The following is a 16,142-nucleotide window of genomic DNA, read 5'->3' as shown; positions in this document are numbered from 1 at the left end:
CGCATGAGCGAACTTGGTGAAACGGCAAAGCGGCTGCCACGCGCCGAGCTTTATGTCGGCGGACGGTGGCGTGCGGCGGCGGATCGCGGGGTTCAAACCGTCATCAATCCCAGCACCGGCCAACCGCTCGGCGCACTGAGCATGGCGACCGTAGATGACGTCTCCGCCGCCGTGGCTGCCGCGCGCGCGCAGTTCGAGACCGGCGAGTGGTCGCGCCTGTCCGGGTCGGATCGCGGCAGACTATTGTGGCGGCTGGCCGATCTTATCGAAGCCAACCGCGAGAACCTCGCCTATCTCGAGGCCATCGACATCGGGCGCCCCTACTTCGAACCGTTCATGTTCGAAATCCCTCTGGCTGCCGAAACCTTCCGCCATTTCGCCGGCTGGGCCGACAAGATCGGCGGCAGTACTTTCGACCTGCCGGAGTTCGACGGCCGCCAACGCCATTCCTACACGCTGCGCCAGCCGATCGGCGTGGTCGGCGCGATCACGCCATGGAATGCGCCAACGATGATTGCGTCGTGGAAGCTGGGGCCGGCGCTCGCCGCCGGCAACACTGTGGTCATCAAGCCGGCCGAGGATGCCTCGCTGAGCACAATCCGCCTGGTCGAACTGATCGAGGAGGCGGGCTTCCCGGCCGGTGTCGTTAATCTGGTTACCGGCAGCGGCGTGGTGGCCGGCGACGCGTTGGTGCGGCATCCCGGCATCGACAAGATCTCCTTCACCGGCAGCCCGGGTGTCGGGCGCCGGATTGCCGCCATCGCCTCGGAGGCGCTCAAGAAGGTCACGCTCGAGCTTGGCGGCAAGTCGCCCCAGATCGTGTGCCGCGACGCCGACCTCGACCGCGCCATCGCCGGCGCATCGATCTCGATGTTCGCCAATCAGGGCCAGACCTGCGCGTGTGGCAGCAGGATACTTGTCCATGAAGCGATCGCCGACGAGGTGACCGAGCGCCTGGTTGCGGCAGCGCAGAGCGTCGTTGTCGGCGACCCTTTCGCGCCTGACACGCAGATGGGATCGCTGGTCAGCGAAAGGCAGCTCGAACGTGTGGACGGGTATGTGGCAAAGGGCAAAGCCGAGGGCGCTCGCCTGTTGACCGGCGGCCGGCGCATAGACCGTCCCGGATATTTCTACGCGCCCACGCTGTTTGCCGGCGATAACGAACTCACGATCGCGCGCGAGGAAATCTTCGGGCCAGTCGGAACCATCATCCGCTTTCGCGACGACGAGGAAGCGCTGCTTCTCGCCAACGCCACTGACTACGGGCTGACATCGGTCGTCTGGACGCGAGATCTTGCAACCGCCAACCGGTTTGCGCGGCATTTGCGCGCCGGATCGGTTTGGGTCAACGCTTGGGGCCCGCCGCACCCCGCCCTACCCTGGCTTGGCGTCAAGACCAGCGGTCTCGGGTTGGAACTCGGCCGTTCCGGCATTCTCGCCAACACGGTCGAAAAGACGGTTTCGGTCATTTCTTGAGGACGCGATGCAGGGAATAGGTGCGGCCGCTCATTGAGGACTTCCAGGTATCAGAAAGGTCTCAACTATCGGACAATCGCGATCCGACAATCCACATGTCCGTTGCTGGCAATCGTGGCCGGGAGCCCGGACTATGGATATGAATACAAGTTGGGTGCCCTGATGGATCGGAGTTTTCGACTTGGCTGAGATATCGCTGACTGGCGACCAGATGCTCACCGTTCTTGAGACGGTCGCGAAGAACGGTCCCGTGAGCGCCGCCGACGTCGCCCGCACTTGCGCCATCAACAGGACCGTGGCCTACCGGCTCCTGGTCACACTGGAGCAGCGCGCCTATGTGCGGCGCGGCCATGATGGCTATACGCTGGGCAGCGCAATCAACGATCTGGTTCGGCAGCTCGATCGCGACATTTCCGTCATAGCCCGGCCCTTGATGGGTGCGCTTGCTAATGCGGTTGGCGAGACAGTGGTGCTGCATTGCCTCAATAAGGACGAAGCGGTGGTTACCGAGCAGGCGCTGGGCAACAAGCACCTGGTCAGAGTCCAGCACGACCCAGGCTCGCGCCATCCGCTTCATCTCGGAGCCAGCGGCTGGGCGATGCTCGCCTCCCAGGACCAGAAGACGATCGCCCGTATCGTGAAGAAGGCGGCCGACCCTGCAGTTGCCCTAGCACGCATCGAGCAGACCCGGCGGGACGGCTACGCCATCTCGCACGACGAACTCCAGATGGGTGTGCATGGCGTCGCGGCGCCACTGACCGGACCAGACGGCCGCTGCAATGCAAGCATCGCGATACTGGTGCCAAGCACAAGGGCCAAGACCCTGACGGCATTGACGCCGCGGCTCCTCGACGTGGCTGCCGATATATCAAAGCTGTTGTAAATATCCCGGACAGGGGAGCTGCGCTGCGACTGGCTTCCATTCAGGCAACCACCTGCGTCGATCTGAGGGCAACAATGTTTCGTTCGTTGGAACGATCAACTGCCCGAGGCCTCCGCGCCACCCTCCTGAGCTAAGCCCAAGTCACACTGCCCTGTTCTGCGTCGGCGCGCGACCGCCGCCATCCGCGACCAGCACCGCGCCGGTGACGAAGGATGCCTCGTCGGAAGCCAGGAACAGGCAGCAGGAGGCGATCTCTTGCGGTTCGGCGACGCGGCGCAGCGCGATGCGATTGGTCAGTGCCTTGAACTCGTCCTCGGGTGTCGAGCCGTTGGCCGCCGCCGCCACTTCCATCTCGTAGACGCTCATCGGCGTGCGCACCCAGCCGGGCGCCACCGCGTTGGCGCGGATGCCGTCCGGACCATGCGCGAAGGCGAGCGAACGCGTGTAGGAGACGAGCGCGGCCTTGCTCGCCGAATAGGCGGCATTCTGGCCGCTGGCGTTGAAAGCGCCGACCGAGGCGATGTTGACGATCGCGCCGCCACGCTGCTTCAGCAGCGGCAGCGCCGCGCGGCAGACCATCATCGAGCCGGTGACGTTGACGGCGAAACTCTTCGCCCAGGTCTCGTCGCTCAGCGTCTCCGGCTCGTCGAGGATCATGACGCCGGCGGCGTTGACGACGATGTCGAGACGACCGCCGCAGACATCGATGGCGCGTGCGATGTCTCCGGCATTGGTGATGTCGCCGCGCACGGCGCTGCCGCCGCTGGCTTTGGCCGCATCCTCCAGCACGTCTCCGCCATGACCGAAGGCGACGACATCGGCGCCCGCCCGGCCGAACAGCTCGGCGGTGGCGCGGCCCATGCCGGTGGCGGCACCCGTGACCAGGGCCGTGCGGCCTTCGAGGCGCCGGCTCATGTCAGCCCCCAGTGCCGTTCGACGGCATAGCCGGTCTCCGGCAAGGTCGAGCCGCCGTCGACGACGATGGTCTGGCCGGTGGTGTATCTGGCCTGCTCGGATGCGAGGTAGAGCATGGCGTAGGCGATGTCGTCGGCCTCGCCGAGATGGCCGACAGGAATGAATTGGCCAAGCCGATCCGCCACCTCAGGCTTGCTCATCGTGCCGCGGCCGGGTTTGGCGATGAAGCCGGGCTCGACGCCGTTGACGGTGATGCCGTCGCGCGCGAACTCGAAGGCGGCGCCGCGGATGAAGGCGTTGGCGCCGGCCTTGGCCGCCGAATAATGCGCGCCGCCCGCCATCGCCACGCGCGCCGACACCGACGAGGTGACGAGAATGCGGCCGAAACGGTTCCGGCGCATCTCCGGCGCCGCCGCCTGCGCCAGCCAGAAGCAGGCTTTCAAATTGACCGCCAGCGCCTCTTCCAGCTTGTCTTCGTCGAGCTCCTCGACCGAGGCCCAGGGGCAGCCGCCGGCATTGTGGACGACGATGTCGAGCCGGCCGGCCTCGCGCGCGACATCCCCGACGAGTGCGTGCAACGTCACGCGATCCAGCCCCGCAAGCGCAACGGCACAAACGGAGAGACCACGCGCGAAAAGCTCCGCGGCAAGCGCCTCTGCCGCATCGAGCGTGCGATTGGCAACGACCACTGAGGCGCCGGCCTCGGCAAAGCGCGTGACGATGGCTGCACCGATGCCGCGCCCGCCGCCGGTCACCAGCGCCACCCTGCCCGTGAGGTCGAGCGGGTTTGCCATCGTTCAGACGACGCCTGCGCCACGGACGAGATCGACGAAGCGGGAAAAGACTTCCGTGTGGCGATCGACATCGGCCGGCGAGGTCGCCGGGCACATCAGGAACATGGTGTGGAACGGCGTCACCAGTATGCCTTCGTTCATGTAGAAGGCGTGCAAAAGCGTCTCGAGGTCACCGCGCCGGCCGGCGATGACGTCGGCGCCGTTGCGCGGCGGCTTGGGCATGAACATGATTTCGGCGCGGGCGCCGGTCTGCGTCACATGCCAGGGCAATTTGTTGTCGGCGATGATCTTCCGCGCGGCCTCGGCAAGCCGCGAGGCGTTGGCGATCATGATCTCGAAATTGGCTGGCGTCAGCACCTCTTCCAGCACGGCGCGCATGGTGGCGACGGTCAGCGCATTGCCGGCCAGCGTGCCGCCGATGCCGAGATGCGCCGACTGGCGCACGCGCGGATTGACCATCGGCACGATCGCCCACAGCCTCTCGGCCATTTCCCGCGAGACGCCGAAGATGCCGGCCGGAATGCCGCCGGCGATCGCCTTGCCGGCGACCAGAATGTCCGGCTGCAGCCCGTGCAGCGCGGTGTAGCCGCCGGGCCCGCTGGAGATGGTGTGCGTCTCGTCGATGATCAGCACCGTGCCGGTGCGCCGCGTGATCTCGCGCAGTGCTTCGTGAAAACCCCCGGCGACCGGGATCATGCCGAAATTGGTCATCAGCGGCTCGGTCAGCACGCATGCGACGTCGCCATGCGACAACGCTTCCTCGAGCGCCGCGACGTCGTTGAACTCGATCACTCTGGAGACGGCGGCATGGTCGACGCCGTTCGGATGGATCATGTTGCGCATGCCGATCTTGCCGTCGCGGATCTCGACATGCGCTTCCTCGACGCCGCCGTGATAGCAGCCGGAGAAGACCAGCACCTTGGTCCGGCCGGTGATCATGCGGGCGATGCGGATGGCGCCGCGATTGGCGTCGGTGGCCGATGTGGTCAGCGCCCAGTAAGGCAGGCCGAAGCGGCGCTCCAGCTCGGCGCCGACCCAGAGGCTGTCCTCGGTGGGCAGCATCATGGTCGTGCCGTTCTGCAACTGGTGCAGCGCCGCGCGGGTCACCGCTTCGGGCGCATGGCCGCACATGCCGCCGGTGTCGCCAAGTGCGAAGTCGACATAGTCGTGGCCGTCGATGTCACGGATATGCGCGCCGCTGGCCGAAGCGGCATAGACCGGGAAACCGCCGGCCCAGCGCCGCATCCAGTGCGACGGCCCGCCATAGAGAAAATGCTTCTTGCCCTCTTCCCACGCCGCCGCCGAGCGCGGATGCGTGTCGAGGAACCTTGCCTGCTCGTGGTCGAGCAAGTCGTTAATGGTCGCTGGTTGCAAATCGCTTCTGCTGGCGGCCGTCACGGCGCTGAAGTCTCCCTGGCGCGCGAAAATTTTGGGGCGCGTAGTTGTTCCCAAATCGGTTCACTATTTGAACCGGAGTTTTGTATGTTATAGACACACTGCAGGCGGGATCGGCCCCTGTCAAGTTAATTCACATGCGAAGTATCTCGGAGAAGACGCAATGAGCACGGTGGGCAAGGCGGTGTCGCTGCTGGAACTGTTCACGCTGCACGAGCCCGAGATCGGGCTCTCCGACCTGGCCCGCCGCGCCGGCCTCGACAAGGCGACCGCCAGGCGCCTTTTGATGGCGCTTGCCGCCCACCAGCTGATCGAGCAGGAGCCGAAGAGCCGCCGCTACCGGCTGGGCGCCGGCCTGTCGCGGCTGGCCCGCATCCGCGACGCGCATTTTCCGTTCGTTCGGGTCGCGGCGCCGGTGGCGCGAGAACTGTCATTGGAGACCGGCGAGACCGTGCATCTGTCGGAATTCAGCGCCGGCGCGCTGCTCACCAGCCATGTCGAACTGTCGGCCAAGGCCAACCGCGTCAATGTCGATGTCGGCCAGGTGTTGCCGCTGCATGGGACCGCATCGGGCATCGCCTTCCTTGCCGCCTCGCGGCTGGAAGTGGTCGGCGCCTATCTCGAAAAGCCGCTGCAGGCGTTCACCTCACAGACGGTGACGCAACCGGACGATCTGGCGAAAGCCATCGCATTCGCCGCCGCCAGCGGCTATTCGCGCAGCGCGCAGGGCTATGAGGAAGGCGTGCACAGCATCGGCGCCGCGATCCTCGGCGCCGACGGCCAGCCGATCGGGGCGCTGGCGGTGGCCTCCCCCGTCTCACGCGTCGACGACGCGGTCGCGGCCGGCCAGGGCGTGGCGGCGATCAAGGCGGCGCGACTGATCTCGGCGCGGCTGACCGGCGAGGCGTGAGCCCGCATATCTGCCGTTGCGGCGGAGATGATTAGCATGTTAACTTCCATAGTGGATGGCTTCGGGCAATGCCTGGGCCACAATCCCGCATGAAGACGGGAGTACTGATTCGAGCATGATCCTTTCCGAAAGCCGGTTTCCGTTTTTCGGCATCATGCCCTGGAGGAGGAAACGATGCACGCTGCCGCCCACCATGTGAGCGTTGCCGACGGCGAGGCCTTCCTGTCCGCGTCGCGGCTGCTGTTCGGTCCGATCACCCAGCGTTTTTCGCGCGGCGGGGCGCCCTCGCTGCCGAAGCTGGTCTCAGTCAACCTCGGCGCCTGCCGGCTGTCCGAAATCAAGGCCAAGTCGCATCTGGTGGTCAACGACCGCGCCTTCTGGCGCAGCTTCGATCCCGACGCGATCAAGATCCTGATGCAACTCAGCGGCCGCAGCCGCTTCGAGCAGCAGCAGGTCGCCGTCGACCTCGGTCCAAGCGCGGCGATCATCTACGATCCGGTGCGCAGCTATTCGCTGCAGAACCTCGGTGATGTCGACCAGTTGATCCTACAGGTACCGCGCTCGACCTTCGGCCATGAGACGCTGGCCCGCCTCGCAGCACCCGTTCCCCTGCCCGGCCAGGAAGACAGCCTGACGCACATCGTGTCGGGCCTGATGCAGATGGCGATCGGGGAAGCGCACAAGCTCGACGAGGCCGGCTGCCGCCGCGTCGGCGAAAGCCTTATCCAGCTCATCAACGGGCTGATCCAGGCCAAGCCGATGGCACCCGAATTCCGCCGCTCGTCGCTCGAAGCCTTACGCGAGCGCATTGTCGCCTATATCGACGCCAACCTTTCACGCTGCAACCTCTCGGCCGAGGACATCGCCCGCCACATGGGCTGTTCCCGCCGCTACCTGCACCGCGCGTTCGAGGGCGAAGGCGCCACGTTGGAACGCTTCGTCTGGGACAGGCGGCTGGAGCGCAGCAAGGAGGAATTGCTCTCGCCGGCTCGCGCCTCAGCGTCGATCTCCGAAATCTCTTTTGCGTGCGGATTTAATTCTAGCGCGCACTTCTCCCGGGCGTTCAAGAGCAAGTATGACGTAACGCCACGGGAGTTACGGGAGAGAGTGCAGTCGGCATTGCATTAGCAACGAGAATCGTCAGACCGTGACGTTTCCTTGCTCAGTCCTTCGCCCGATTTCGGGAGTGAATTTGTCGATGCGCTGGCAGCAAGTCTCACGCCGATTTGAGGCGCCGTCCCAACCCCAACCGCATCACCCCCTTTGGCAAGAACAGCATAGCCACGATGATCGTCAGCCCCGAAATCACCGGGTGATAATCGGGCACCACGATGCGCGCCAGGTCGAACACTGCATACATCACCAGCGCGCCGAGGATCGGGCCGAGCAGCGTGCCCGTGCCGCCCACCACAGTCATCATCAGCGGCAAGAGCATCCAGTCGAGGTCGAACACCGAGTCCGGCCCGACATGGAAGATGTAGTAGGTGTAGAGGCTGCCGGCCACGCCGGCGATGAAGGCGCTGCCGGCGAAGGCGGCAACCTTGACTTTGAGCACATCGATGCCGTTGGCCGAGGCCGCCATCTCGTCGTCGCGCACGGCAATCAGCGCCAGGCCGTAGCGCGAGCGCATCAGGAGGTGGACAGCAACCGCCACGCCGACCACCAGGCCGAGCCCGACGAGATAGTGCGGGCGCAACGTGTCGAAGCTGCTGGCCGGGGCGACTATGCCGAAGGCGCCGCCGGTGAAGTCACCGCCATTGATGAAGATGACCTTGACGATCTCGCCGAAGCCGAGCGTACCGAGGGCAAAATAATCGCCATGCAGCTTCGACAGCAGCGGCAGGCCGATCAGGACCGCTGCGAGCGCAGCGACCAGTCCGCCGAGCAGCATCGTCATCGGATCGAAATAATAGATGCCGGGATGGGCGTCATAGAGCGAGCCCCAAAGATAGTTGCCACTCCACAGAATCGCGGTGGTGTATGCACCAAGCCCAAAGAAGGCATGGTTACCGAGGCTGATTTGACCGCCGAAGCCGGCGACGAGATTCCAGCCTTGCGCCATAATGGCGTAGAGGAAGACGAAGAACAGGAAGGAGAAGGCGTAGCTATCGACCGCGCCAGGCACGAACGCCACCAACGCGAGCGCCACCACCACGACGACAGCGATCCATTTCCAGATTTGCTTCATTTGTCTCAAGCCTTCTTGTAGGGTCGGCTGAAAAGGCCTTCCGGCTTGAACATCAGGACGGCCAGGAACACGCCGTAGGCGATGGCATTCGTCCAGCCGCCTGAGATGAAATACTGCACGTAGGCCTCGATCAGGCCCAGGATAATGCCGCCTGCCAGAGCGCCAGCTACGTTGCCGATGCCGCCCAGCGCCAGCGCCACCAGCGCCTTCAGACTGAAGATGAAACCGGCGAAGGGGTTGAACGGAAAGGTCGTCGCCACTGCGACGCCGGCGGCACCCGCGAGCGAAATGCCGATGGCAAAGGCAATGGCGTTGACGCGGTGCGGGCTGATGCCCATCAGGGTCGCGGCGTCCATGTCCTCGGAGGCGGCGCGCACCGCCTTGCCTACAATCGTCTTGCGCAGGAAAAGCATCACCAGGCCAGTGCCGGCGAGCGCGATGAGGAAGCTCATCATGCGCGTGAAGGAAGTACGCACGCCGAGCAGTTCGATGCCGCTCGCCGTGTAGGAGGTGACCACGCCGGCGGTATTCCCGCCCCACACAACCGTCATCAGGTTTTGGACCAGGAACATCAGACCGACGGCGATCAGTAGTGAGACGTTGCGGTCTGCTTCAGCGGCAGCCTTGCGGAACAGGCCCTGATAGACCAGCCAACCGACCACGAGCCCGACCGGGACGACGATGATGAGCGACAGGAACGGGTCGATGCCGAAACCGTAGAACAGCGCTCGCACGAAATAGGCGGCCAGGATGATCATCGCGCCCTGGGCGAGGAAGATCAGCCGCATGGTGCCGAAGATGAGGCTCAAGCCCACGGCAGCGACGCCATACATGGCGCCGCCGAGCGCGCCGTTGAGCGAGAGCTGAAGCAGGATTTCGGGCGGCGGCAAATTGAACATTCTCTACTCCAACACGCCCATATAGGCCTTCTGGATTTCGGGATCGGCGATAAGGTCAGCGCCGGTGCCCTGCATGGCGAGCGAGCCGGTTTTGAGCACAAAAGCGTAGTCGGCCACCTTCAGCGCCTGATGAATGTTCTGCTCGACCAGCAGGATGGTGACGCCTTGGCCGTGCAAGGTCTGGATCAGTGCAAACATTTGCTGCACGACCAGCGGGCTGAGCCCCAGCGATGGCTCGTCGAGGATGAGCAGCGACGGCTCCGACATTGTGGCCCGCGCGATCGCCAGCATCTGCTGTTCGCCGCCGGAGAGCGAACCTGCCTTCTGGTGGATGCGCTCCTTGAGGCGCGGAAAAAGCGTGTAGGCCTTGTCGAGCAACTCTTTCGTGCGCGGCCGCGCCTTGGGGAGGAAAGCGCCGAGCTCGAGATTTTCCAGCACCGTCATCTGGCGAAACAGGCCGCGCCCTTCCGGCACATGCGCGATGCCCATGCGGGCAATCTCCTGCGGCGCCTTGCCGACCAGCGACTGGCCGGCAAGCCGGATGTCGCCGGCCTTCGGCTTGAGCAAACCGGAAACGGTCCTCATCAGCGTCGTCTTGCCGGCGCCGTTGGCGCCGACGATGGCGACGATCGTGCCGGGATCGACATGAAGCGAGACGCCCCACAGCGCTCCGACATCGCCATGGGCGACTTCCAGATTGGTTACTTCAAGCAGCCGGTTCGCCAAGATAGGCCTCGATGACTTTGCGGTTTTGCGTGACTTCGTGCGGCGTCCCGTCGGCAATCTTCTCGCCGTGGTCGAGGACGATCACCCTGCTGCACACACTCATGATGGCGTCGACCTTGTGCTCGACCCACAACATGGAGATGCCGCGCTCGGCGCGCACGCGGCGGATAACGTCGACCATGCGCTGGATCTCGGTCGGGTTGAGCCCGGCCATCGGTTCGTCAAGCAAGAGCAGCGCCGGATCGGAGGCGACGGCTCTTGCGATCTCCAGCATGCGTCGGTCGGAGAGCGTCATATGCGCGGTACGCATGTCGCGCCTGGCGGTCAGGCCGACCAGCTCGAGGGCCGCATTGGCCGCCTCGGTCGCATGCTTGACGCGGCCCCCTGCCCCGTAGACGGCGCCGACCATGACATTCTCGAAAGCGGTCATGGTGTGGAAGGTGCGCACCAGCTGGAAGGTGCGGGCGATGCCCAGCCTCGATATACGGTGCGGCGCGATGCCGGTAATGTCCTTGCCGCGAAACGACACTCGCCCTTCGGTCGGCGCGTAGATGGCGGTGATGACGTTGAACAGCGTCGACTTGCCGGCGCCGTTAGGCCCGATCAGGCCGATCAGCTCGTTGGAGCCAACCGCGATATCGATATTGTGAAGGACGACAAGCCCGCCGAAGCGCTTCTTGACCGCCTCGAGGCGCAGCAAGATCCCGTCCGCCTGCATAGTGTTCTGTTTCCTTCCAGCGGAAGCACAAAGGATTAGGCGGTCAAAACCGCCTCATTGCCAAGCGACCCAAATGGACTGGCAAGAAGCGACGGGCGCCTGGCTTCGCAATCCGGCGCCCGCCCCTTCCGCCGCATCTGTTCGGTCAGCGCTTGTCCCAGGCCGGTGCCGGCTTGTAGGTCCAATTGCCGTCAGGGTAGATGAGCTGATGCTTGCCCTGCCACCATTGCGTCGCGACGCTCGGGATCAGCGCGAAGCCGGTCCCATCGAACTTCAGGTCGCCGACCACCGTATCCTTGAACTCCTGACCGAAGATCGCGTCATGGATCGCCGCAGCATCGGTGCCGCCGGCCTTCTCGATCGCCTGCGCCAGCACCTGGGCATTGGCGTAGAATGCGCCCACGGTGACGGAGTCCTTCTTGAACTCAGCCTCGTAGCGGTCGCCGAGTTCCTTGGCGCCCTTGTAAGGGTAGCTCGCCGACCAGAAGCCGTCGGTCATGATGTAGTCGGAGTCTGGTCCCAGCGCTTCGTGGAACTCGCCGGTCCAGGTGCCCTTCCAACCATGCAGGTAAGGCACGGAGAAGCCGAGCTCCTTCATTTGCCTGAGCAGCGTTATGGTATCGGCCGGCGAGCCGAAGACCAGCATGGCGTCGACATCGGCAGCCTTGAGCTTGGTGATCAGCGCCGAATAGTCGGTGGCGCCGATGGCCCAGGGATCGTCGACGGCGAAGCTGTAGCCATACTTCTTCGCCGCTGCCTCGAAGGCGCCGCCAAAGCCCTTGCCGTCTGGCGAGTCTTCCGAGACCAGCGCCGGATGCTTCGGCTTCTCGTCGGACGGCAGCTTGTCCCATATCTGGAACGGCACTTCGGCGCCCGGCCCCGGATGGAAGAAGAACAGGGCCGAATATTTCAGCTTCAGCGGCTGCCATTCGAAGGGAAAGGCCGTCGTGATCATGTAGAACTTCTTGTATTTTTCCGCGACGATGGCGCCGGCGATGTTCATCGGTCCGGAATGGGTCGAAAGCAACGCGTCGACCTTCTGCACCTTGATCAGGTTCTCCAGCGCCGAGGCGACCTTGCCCTCGGAGCTTTCGTCGTCGGCGACAACCAGCCTCACCGGCAGCTTCTTGCCGACGGACTTCACCATGATGCCGCCGGCCTTGTTGATGTCGGCGATGGCCTGCTCATAGGCCCATTTCTGCTCCTTGCCGTCGCCAGCCAGCGGCCCGGTCAGCGAGATCGGCGCGCCAATGACGATCTCATCGCCGGCGGCACTGGCGAAGACCGTACCGCCAAGCCCAAGCGCGGTGGACAGCAGCAGGCCGGCCAGCATTCCCTTCAGAGTGATTTCCATTCCATCCTCCCAGGTTTTCATCGGGCCGATCCTCCCAAGGCGAGGCCCGCATTCACTGCGCCAGTGCTCAGCCCATCGCGGCCGCGACCAGCTTGGTGTCGGTGAACTGTTCGAAGCTGACGGCCTTGCCGTCCTGCATTTCCCAGACATGGACGACGCGCGCCGTCATCGGCTTGCCGGTCTTCTTGTACCTGCCCGAGTAGGTGCCGATGCCGACGATGGTCGAGCCGCCGTCGACCAGTTTTTCGAGCGCAAAAGTGTAGCCGTCCCAGTCCTCGCCGATCGGCTTGAAGACGCCGGCGATGACGGCATCGGGGCCGATATAGGTGCCGGCATAGGGAAAGCCGGCCATCTCGGTCCAGGCGGTGCGGCTGGTGACCGGCGCCATCATTGCCGCCAAGTCCTTGGCGTCGGAGCTGGCATAGTGCGCCTTGATGGCGTCGTAGTTCCTGTTGCTCATGCTTATGTTCCCAAGCACTCAGACCGGCGCCTTGCCGGCGTCGTAGACGGTCCAGGATTTCTTCTCGATGAAAGCGCCGGCGGGCTTGTTCTCGACCTTGCCCTGGCTGGTCACGCCAAGGAATTTGCCAGTCGAACGCATCGTGTCCCAATTGTAGAAGAACAGCGAAGCGACCGGGATAATGAACTCGCGGAAGCCGAAGACGTAGAGGTTATCGTCGAACCTCCAGGTGGTGGCGAGATCGACATCGCCATGGCCGCGCTGCACGCCGACAAGGTTCTGCCACGCATAGCGCTGCGAGCTCAGATAGATGTGCTCGTAAACGTGGTTCGGGCTGTAGGTGTAGTGCGCGGTCAGACCGACCAGGTCGCGCGTCGGCGACGGCTCGATGCCGGTCGGCGGTACGGATGAATCGCCGAGCACGCCGGCCGCATAGACCTGCGCCACGCGCGGCTCGCCGGGCGCCTCGCCGGGCTCACGCACCCGCTCGCGCACCGAGAGCACACGGCGCGTTTTGGTGTCGACGATGAAGGCCTCGTCCTCGGCCGGCCTGGCGGCGAAGGTCATGTTGATGAAGAACACTTGCGGCGCGACTTCCAACGCCTCGTACCAATCGGCGCCGGCATCGCTGCCTTCGCTCCAGGCCGCCGTGTCGGCTGCGGTGAAGGCGAGGTCGATGACGCGGCCGGTCGCGAGCGTGATCTTGAAGGTCTGCCCGCGCAGCGTAGCCGTCGTCGGCAGCCGGTTGGTGGCGATGCCTGCGGCAAAATCGTCGAAATGTTTCCAGTCGGCGGGCCTGTTCTGGTCGTTCATCGCCATCTCCTCATCAATCGACAAAGGCCAATGTCGGCAGGTCGACGACGGTGGCGCCGCCATCGACGGTCAGGATCGAGCCGTTCATCATCGCCGCCTCGGCGGAAGCGGCGAAGCAGATGACGTTCGAAACCTCCTCAGGCGTCGCCGGACGGCCAAGCGGCACGTCCTTGGTCACCAACCGGTAGGCTTCCTCGATCGAACCCAGACCGTGCTTGTCTACAACGACCTGCATCTGATCGTCGGCCATGGCGGTCGCCACCCAGCCAGGGCAGATGATGTTGGTGCGCACGCCCTGGCGGCCATAGTCGCGCGCCAGCGATTTGCCGAAGCCGACGCAGGCATGCTTCATGGTGACGTAGCCGGCCGCCGCCGGTCCGGCGAAAAGCCCGGCGATCGAGGCGACGACAACGATGTTGCCCTTTCGCACGATGAGGTCCGGCAGGCATTCGCGGGCGCAGACGAAAGCGGTGTCGAGATTGGTGCGCGTCGCCAGCGCCCATGTCTCGTCGCTCATCGAAACGGTCGGACCGACGCCGTGCCCTCCTGCATTGGCGATGAGTATGTCGACAGAACCGAATTTCCCATGCACTTCGGCAAGGGCAGCGCGCACTGCGTTCGCATCGGCGGCATCGCCCTGCACGACCAAACCACCAATATCCCTGATGACTGCTTCGAGCGGCTCGCGCCGCCTTCCCATGAGCACAACGTTGGCGCCGTCAGCGGCCATGCGCCGGGCGACCGCCGCGCCGATACCGGTGCCGCCGCCAGTAATGAACGCCGTCTTACCGGTGAATCTCATTGCCGCTGTCCCCAGGGCGCGAGGCCCGACACACTGATTGTTGACACCGAGTGTGCGATGACCGGTCTTTGCCGTCTTGTCCAAGCGGGAACTTTGTTTTGACTGAGCGCGCACTTCGGCACCCGCCTTGCGAAGTGCCGCGCGACCTTCGCCGCGCGGCGCCCCGTCTCCGCTACTTCTTGATCGCCTCGAGATCGATGATGATGTCGACCTCCGGCCCGAGGCCGAAACCATCGGCCGCCTTGGCCATCGGGAAGTCGGCGGTGCTGACCTTGCCGGTGGCGCTGAAGGCGGCCTTGGTCAGCGTCGCATCCCACGGCGCCGGCGCTTCGTTGAGCAGCTTGACGTCCAGCGTGACCTCCTTGCTGACGCCGCTGATGATGAGATTGCCGGTGACCTTGCCGGTCTTGTCATCGACCTTCTCGACCTTGGTGCTCTCGAAGCTGATCGTTGGGAACTCGGCAGCGTTGAAGAAGTCGGGGCCTTTGAGGTCGCTGTCGCGCTGGTCGAAAGCAGTGTGGACGGAGCCGACGTCGAGCTCGGCCTTGACGCTGCTCTTCGAGACGTCGGCCTTATCCAACGCGATCGTGCCCTTGACGGCGTCGAACTGGCCATGGGCGATGCCGTAGATGCCGTGCTTGATGGTGAAGGTGACCCAGGCATGCTGGCCGTCGATGTCGTAGTTGTCCGCATGGGCCGCCGCAGCCAGCATGGATGCGCCGGCGAAAGCGAGCGCGGCAATCAGTTTCTTCGTCCTCACATGTTTCTCCCTGTTGTTGGTGTTTGTGTTGGACCCCGCTCAGGAAAAGCCGAGGGCGGCCCCATGCGGCGCCCAAACGATCGCCGTCACGATGGCCAGAATCGCCGGAGCGGCGATCAGGATGCCGGCGACCAGCGGCCGCAGAGGCCGCGCGCCGGGAAGCAGGCTTTGCAGCCGGCCGCGCACGAGCACGGCAACGATCGGCGGCAGTGACGACAGGACGAGTGCGGCGGGATTGGCCTTGGGCGCGAGCAGCGCGACCTGGATCAGCACCGTGGTGGCGGCGTAGAGCAGCAGGAATTCAACGCCCTTGCTCCAGGCACCGGCCGCGCCGCCGCGCAGCGTCGCGACATACTGCGCGAGGCACCAGCCGCCGATCAGCGCGGCGAGCGTGCCGAGCAGTTGCCCGGTGACGATCGAGGCGCCGAGCACCGAGACGATGGCGCCGGAGAGCGACAGGGCGAGCACGGTTGCTGGTGCGAGGAACGGCTCTTCCGCTGACGGTAATGGCGAAGCTTCCTGCATGGTGAGCGTCGCGGCACCTATGAACATCAGCAGTTCGACGACCAGCGCGGCGATCATCTGCAAGTCGAGAGTACCGCCGGCCAGCCGCCGCCAGCCGAGCCACAGGAAGGCCGCAGCAAGAGCGATGACGGCGGGAGAACCTGTTCGGCCGCCCAGCATCCGCTCAGGCAGCAGGCCGATGACGATGCCGGCGAAGGCGAGATAGATCAGCTTCTGGCTGGCGGCGACCGGCGGCACGATCGGCGGACCAAGGGTTTCCCAGTAGAAGAACACGAGCAGCGCTGCCCAAAACAGCGTGAGCACCAGCGACGCGGCCGGCAAGGCAAAGCGCGCAAGCAGCGCAACCACGATGCCGAGCAGCAAAGGCAGTGCGGTCGTGGTGACCATCGGATTGCCGAGAACCGCGCTCAAATCGCCACCATTTTCCAAAACCCCCGGAGACGTGCCAGCGTGGCCGATCTCATCCGCGATCTTGAATTGGCCGAAGGCCAGTCGTCTTGTCCGAACGGGAACTTTGTTTTGAC

Annotated in this window: 17 protein-coding genes; 4 read left to right on the top strand and 13 right to left on the bottom strand. The window is 64.6% G+C overall.

Annotated features, from left to right (window positions below; translation table 11 throughout):
• The first annotated feature begins 3 nt into the window (after window positions 1–3).
• Together AC4FWB_RS16585 and AC4FWB_RS16580 are read left to right on the top strand one after the other, a co-directional pair.
• Window positions 4–1,476 carry an aldehyde dehydrogenase family protein gene (locus AC4FWB_RS16585; protein ID WP_491027297.1) on the top strand — a complete coding sequence of 491 codons (1,473 nt, stop codon included), beginning with the start codon at window positions 4–6 and terminating at the stop codon, window positions 1,474–1,476.
• A 181-nt stretch (window positions 1,477–1,657) separates the two neighbouring features.
• A complete protein-coding gene (locus AC4FWB_RS16580) occupies window positions 1,658–2,359 on the top strand; it encodes an IclR family transcriptional regulator (protein ID WP_491027295.1) in 702 nt (233 codons plus the stop codon).
• Window positions 2,360–2,500: 141 nt separating this feature from the next.
• Here AC4FWB_RS16580 and AC4FWB_RS16575 read toward each other — a convergent pair whose 3' ends face one another.
• From AC4FWB_RS16575 to AC4FWB_RS16565, 3 genes are read right to left on the bottom strand one after another with little or no spacing between them, the layout of a single operon-like run.
• Complete coding sequence (locus AC4FWB_RS16575; RefSeq protein WP_491027294.1) at window positions 2,501–3,274, bottom strand: SDR family NAD(P)-dependent oxidoreductase; 774 nt, start codon at window positions 3,272–3,274, stop codon at window positions 2,501–2,503.
• Complete coding sequence (locus AC4FWB_RS16570; protein WP_491027293.1) at window positions 3,271–4,068, bottom strand: SDR family oxidoreductase; 798 nt, start codon at window positions 4,066–4,068, stop codon at window positions 3,271–3,273. Before AC4FWB_RS16570 ends, AC4FWB_RS16575 begins: the two co-directional genes overlap by 4 nt.
• Before the next feature lie 3 nt (window positions 4,069–4,071).
• Complete coding sequence (locus tag AC4FWB_RS16565; protein WP_491027292.1) at window positions 4,072–5,442, bottom strand: transaminase; 1,371 nt, start codon at window positions 5,440–5,442, stop codon at window positions 4,072–4,074.
• Window positions 5,443–5,626: 184 nt separating this feature from the next.
• Between AC4FWB_RS16565 and AC4FWB_RS16560 the strand changes: the two genes are divergently transcribed.
• Together AC4FWB_RS16560 and AC4FWB_RS16555 are read left to right on the top strand one after the other, a co-directional pair.
• Complete coding sequence (locus tag AC4FWB_RS16560) at window positions 5,627–6,373, top strand: IclR family transcriptional regulator (RefSeq protein ID WP_491027290.1); 747 nt, start codon at window positions 5,627–5,629, stop codon at window positions 6,371–6,373.
• A gap of 174 nt (window positions 6,374–6,547) precedes the next feature.
• Window positions 6,548–7,501 carry a helix-turn-helix domain-containing protein gene (locus tag AC4FWB_RS16555; protein ID WP_491027289.1) on the top strand — a complete coding sequence of 318 codons (954 nt, stop codon included), beginning with the start codon at window positions 6,548–6,550 and terminating at the stop codon, window positions 7,499–7,501.
• Between the two features lie 88 nt (window positions 7,502–7,589).
• On the opposite strand, the gene AC4FWB_RS16550 is transcribed toward AC4FWB_RS16555, so the two are convergent.
• The 10 genes from AC4FWB_RS16550 to AC4FWB_RS16505 all read right to left on the bottom strand — a co-directional run bounded on the left by AC4FWB_RS16550 (window position 7,590) and on the right by AC4FWB_RS16505 (window position 16,029).
• A complete protein-coding gene (locus tag AC4FWB_RS16550) occupies window positions 7,590–8,561 on the bottom strand; it encodes a branched-chain amino acid ABC transporter permease (protein ID WP_491027288.1) in 972 nt (323 codons plus the stop codon).
• 5 nt (window positions 8,562–8,566) lie between these two features.
• Window positions 8,567–9,460, bottom strand: a complete 894-nt coding sequence (locus AC4FWB_RS16545; protein WP_491027287.1) for a branched-chain amino acid ABC transporter permease — start codon at window positions 9,458–9,460, stop codon at window positions 8,567–8,569.
• Window positions 9,461–9,463: 3 nt separating this feature from the next.
• A complete protein-coding gene (locus AC4FWB_RS16540) occupies window positions 9,464–10,174 on the bottom strand; it encodes an ABC transporter ATP-binding protein (RefSeq protein WP_491027416.1) in 711 nt (236 codons plus the stop codon).
• The gene (locus AC4FWB_RS16535) at window positions 10,167–10,886 is read right to left on the bottom strand and encodes an ABC transporter ATP-binding protein (protein WP_491027286.1); all 720 of its coding nucleotides are present in this window, start codon (window positions 10,884–10,886) and stop codon (window positions 10,167–10,169) included. The genes AC4FWB_RS16540 and AC4FWB_RS16535 overlap by 8 nt, the downstream gene beginning before the upstream one ends.
• 163 nt (window positions 10,887–11,049) lie before the next feature.
• Entirely contained in the window at window positions 11,050–12,258 is a 1,209-nt protein-coding gene (locus AC4FWB_RS16530) for an amino acid ABC transporter substrate-binding protein (RefSeq protein WP_491027285.1), read from the bottom strand.
• A 67-nt stretch (window positions 12,259–12,325) separates the two neighbouring features.
• Window positions 12,326–12,718, bottom strand: coding sequence for a nuclear transport factor 2 family protein (locus AC4FWB_RS16525; protein WP_491027283.1), 393 nt, complete (start codon window positions 12,716–12,718; stop codon window positions 12,326–12,328).
• Between the two features lie 18 nt (window positions 12,719–12,736).
• Window positions 12,737–13,531 carry a MoaF C-terminal domain-containing protein gene (locus AC4FWB_RS16520; RefSeq protein WP_491027282.1) on the bottom strand — a complete coding sequence of 265 codons (795 nt, stop codon included), beginning with the start codon at window positions 13,529–13,531 and terminating at the stop codon, window positions 12,737–12,739.
• Window positions 13,532–13,544: 13 nt separating this feature from the next.
• Complete coding sequence (locus AC4FWB_RS16515) at window positions 13,545–14,333, bottom strand: SDR family NAD(P)-dependent oxidoreductase (RefSeq protein WP_491027281.1); 789 nt, start codon at window positions 14,331–14,333, stop codon at window positions 13,545–13,547.
• A gap of 172 nt (window positions 14,334–14,505) precedes the next feature.
• On the bottom strand, window positions 14,506–15,093 hold the full coding sequence (locus tag AC4FWB_RS16510; RefSeq protein ID WP_491027280.1) for a YceI family protein: 588 nt from the start codon (window positions 15,091–15,093) through the stop codon (window positions 14,506–14,508).
• 39 nt (window positions 15,094–15,132) lie between these two features.
• A complete protein-coding gene (locus AC4FWB_RS16505) occupies window positions 15,133–16,029 on the bottom strand; it encodes a hypothetical protein (RefSeq protein ID WP_491027279.1) in 897 nt (298 codons plus the stop codon).
• Between the last annotated feature and the right edge of the window lie 113 nt (window positions 16,030–16,142).

The organism is Mesorhizobium sp. LEGMi-168a (assembly GCF_058312955.1).
Note: the sequence above shows the minus strand (reverse complement) of the source record. Positions and strands in the feature narration are given on the sequence as shown.

Bases quoted from the DNA above. Each gene is read 5' to 3' on its own strand.
- AC4FWB_RS16585 (WP_491027297.1), top strand. From the start codon at position 4: ATGAGCGAACTTGGTGAAACGGCAAAGCGGCTGCCACGCGCCGAGCTT.
- AC4FWB_RS16575 (WP_491027294.1), bottom strand. From the start codon at position 3,274: ATGAGCCGGCGCCTCGAAGGCCGCACGGCCCTGGTCACGGGTGCCGCC.
- AC4FWB_RS16570 (WP_491027293.1), bottom strand. From the start codon at position 4,068: ATGGCAAACCCGCTCGACCTCACGGGCAGGGTGGCGCTGGTGACCGGC.
- AC4FWB_RS16560 (WP_491027290.1), top strand. From the start codon at position 5,627: ATGAGCACGGTGGGCAAGGCGGTGTCGCTGCTGGAACTGTTCACGCTG.
- AC4FWB_RS16555 (WP_491027289.1), top strand. From the start codon at position 6,548: ATGCACGCTGCCGCCCACCATGTGAGCGTTGCCGACGGCGAGGCCTTC.
- AC4FWB_RS16550 (WP_491027288.1), bottom strand. From the start codon at position 8,561: ATGAAGCAAATCTGGAAATGGATCGCTGTCGTCGTGGTGGTGGCGCTC.
- AC4FWB_RS16545 (WP_491027287.1), bottom strand. From the start codon at position 9,460: ATGTTCAATTTGCCGCCGCCCGAAATCCTGCTTCAGCTCTCGCTCAAC.
- AC4FWB_RS16530 (WP_491027285.1), bottom strand. From the start codon at position 12,258: ATGGAAATCACTCTGAAGGGAATGCTGGCCGGCCTGCTGCTGTCCACC.
- AC4FWB_RS16525 (WP_491027283.1), bottom strand. From the start codon at position 12,718: ATGAGCAACAGGAACTACGACGCCATCAAGGCGCACTATGCCAGCTCC.
- AC4FWB_RS16520 (WP_491027282.1), bottom strand. From the start codon at position 13,531: ATGAACGACCAGAACAGGCCCGCCGACTGGAAACATTTCGACGATTTT.
- AC4FWB_RS16515 (WP_491027281.1), bottom strand. From the start codon at position 14,333: ATGAGATTCACCGGTAAGACGGCGTTCATTACTGGCGGCGGCACCGGT.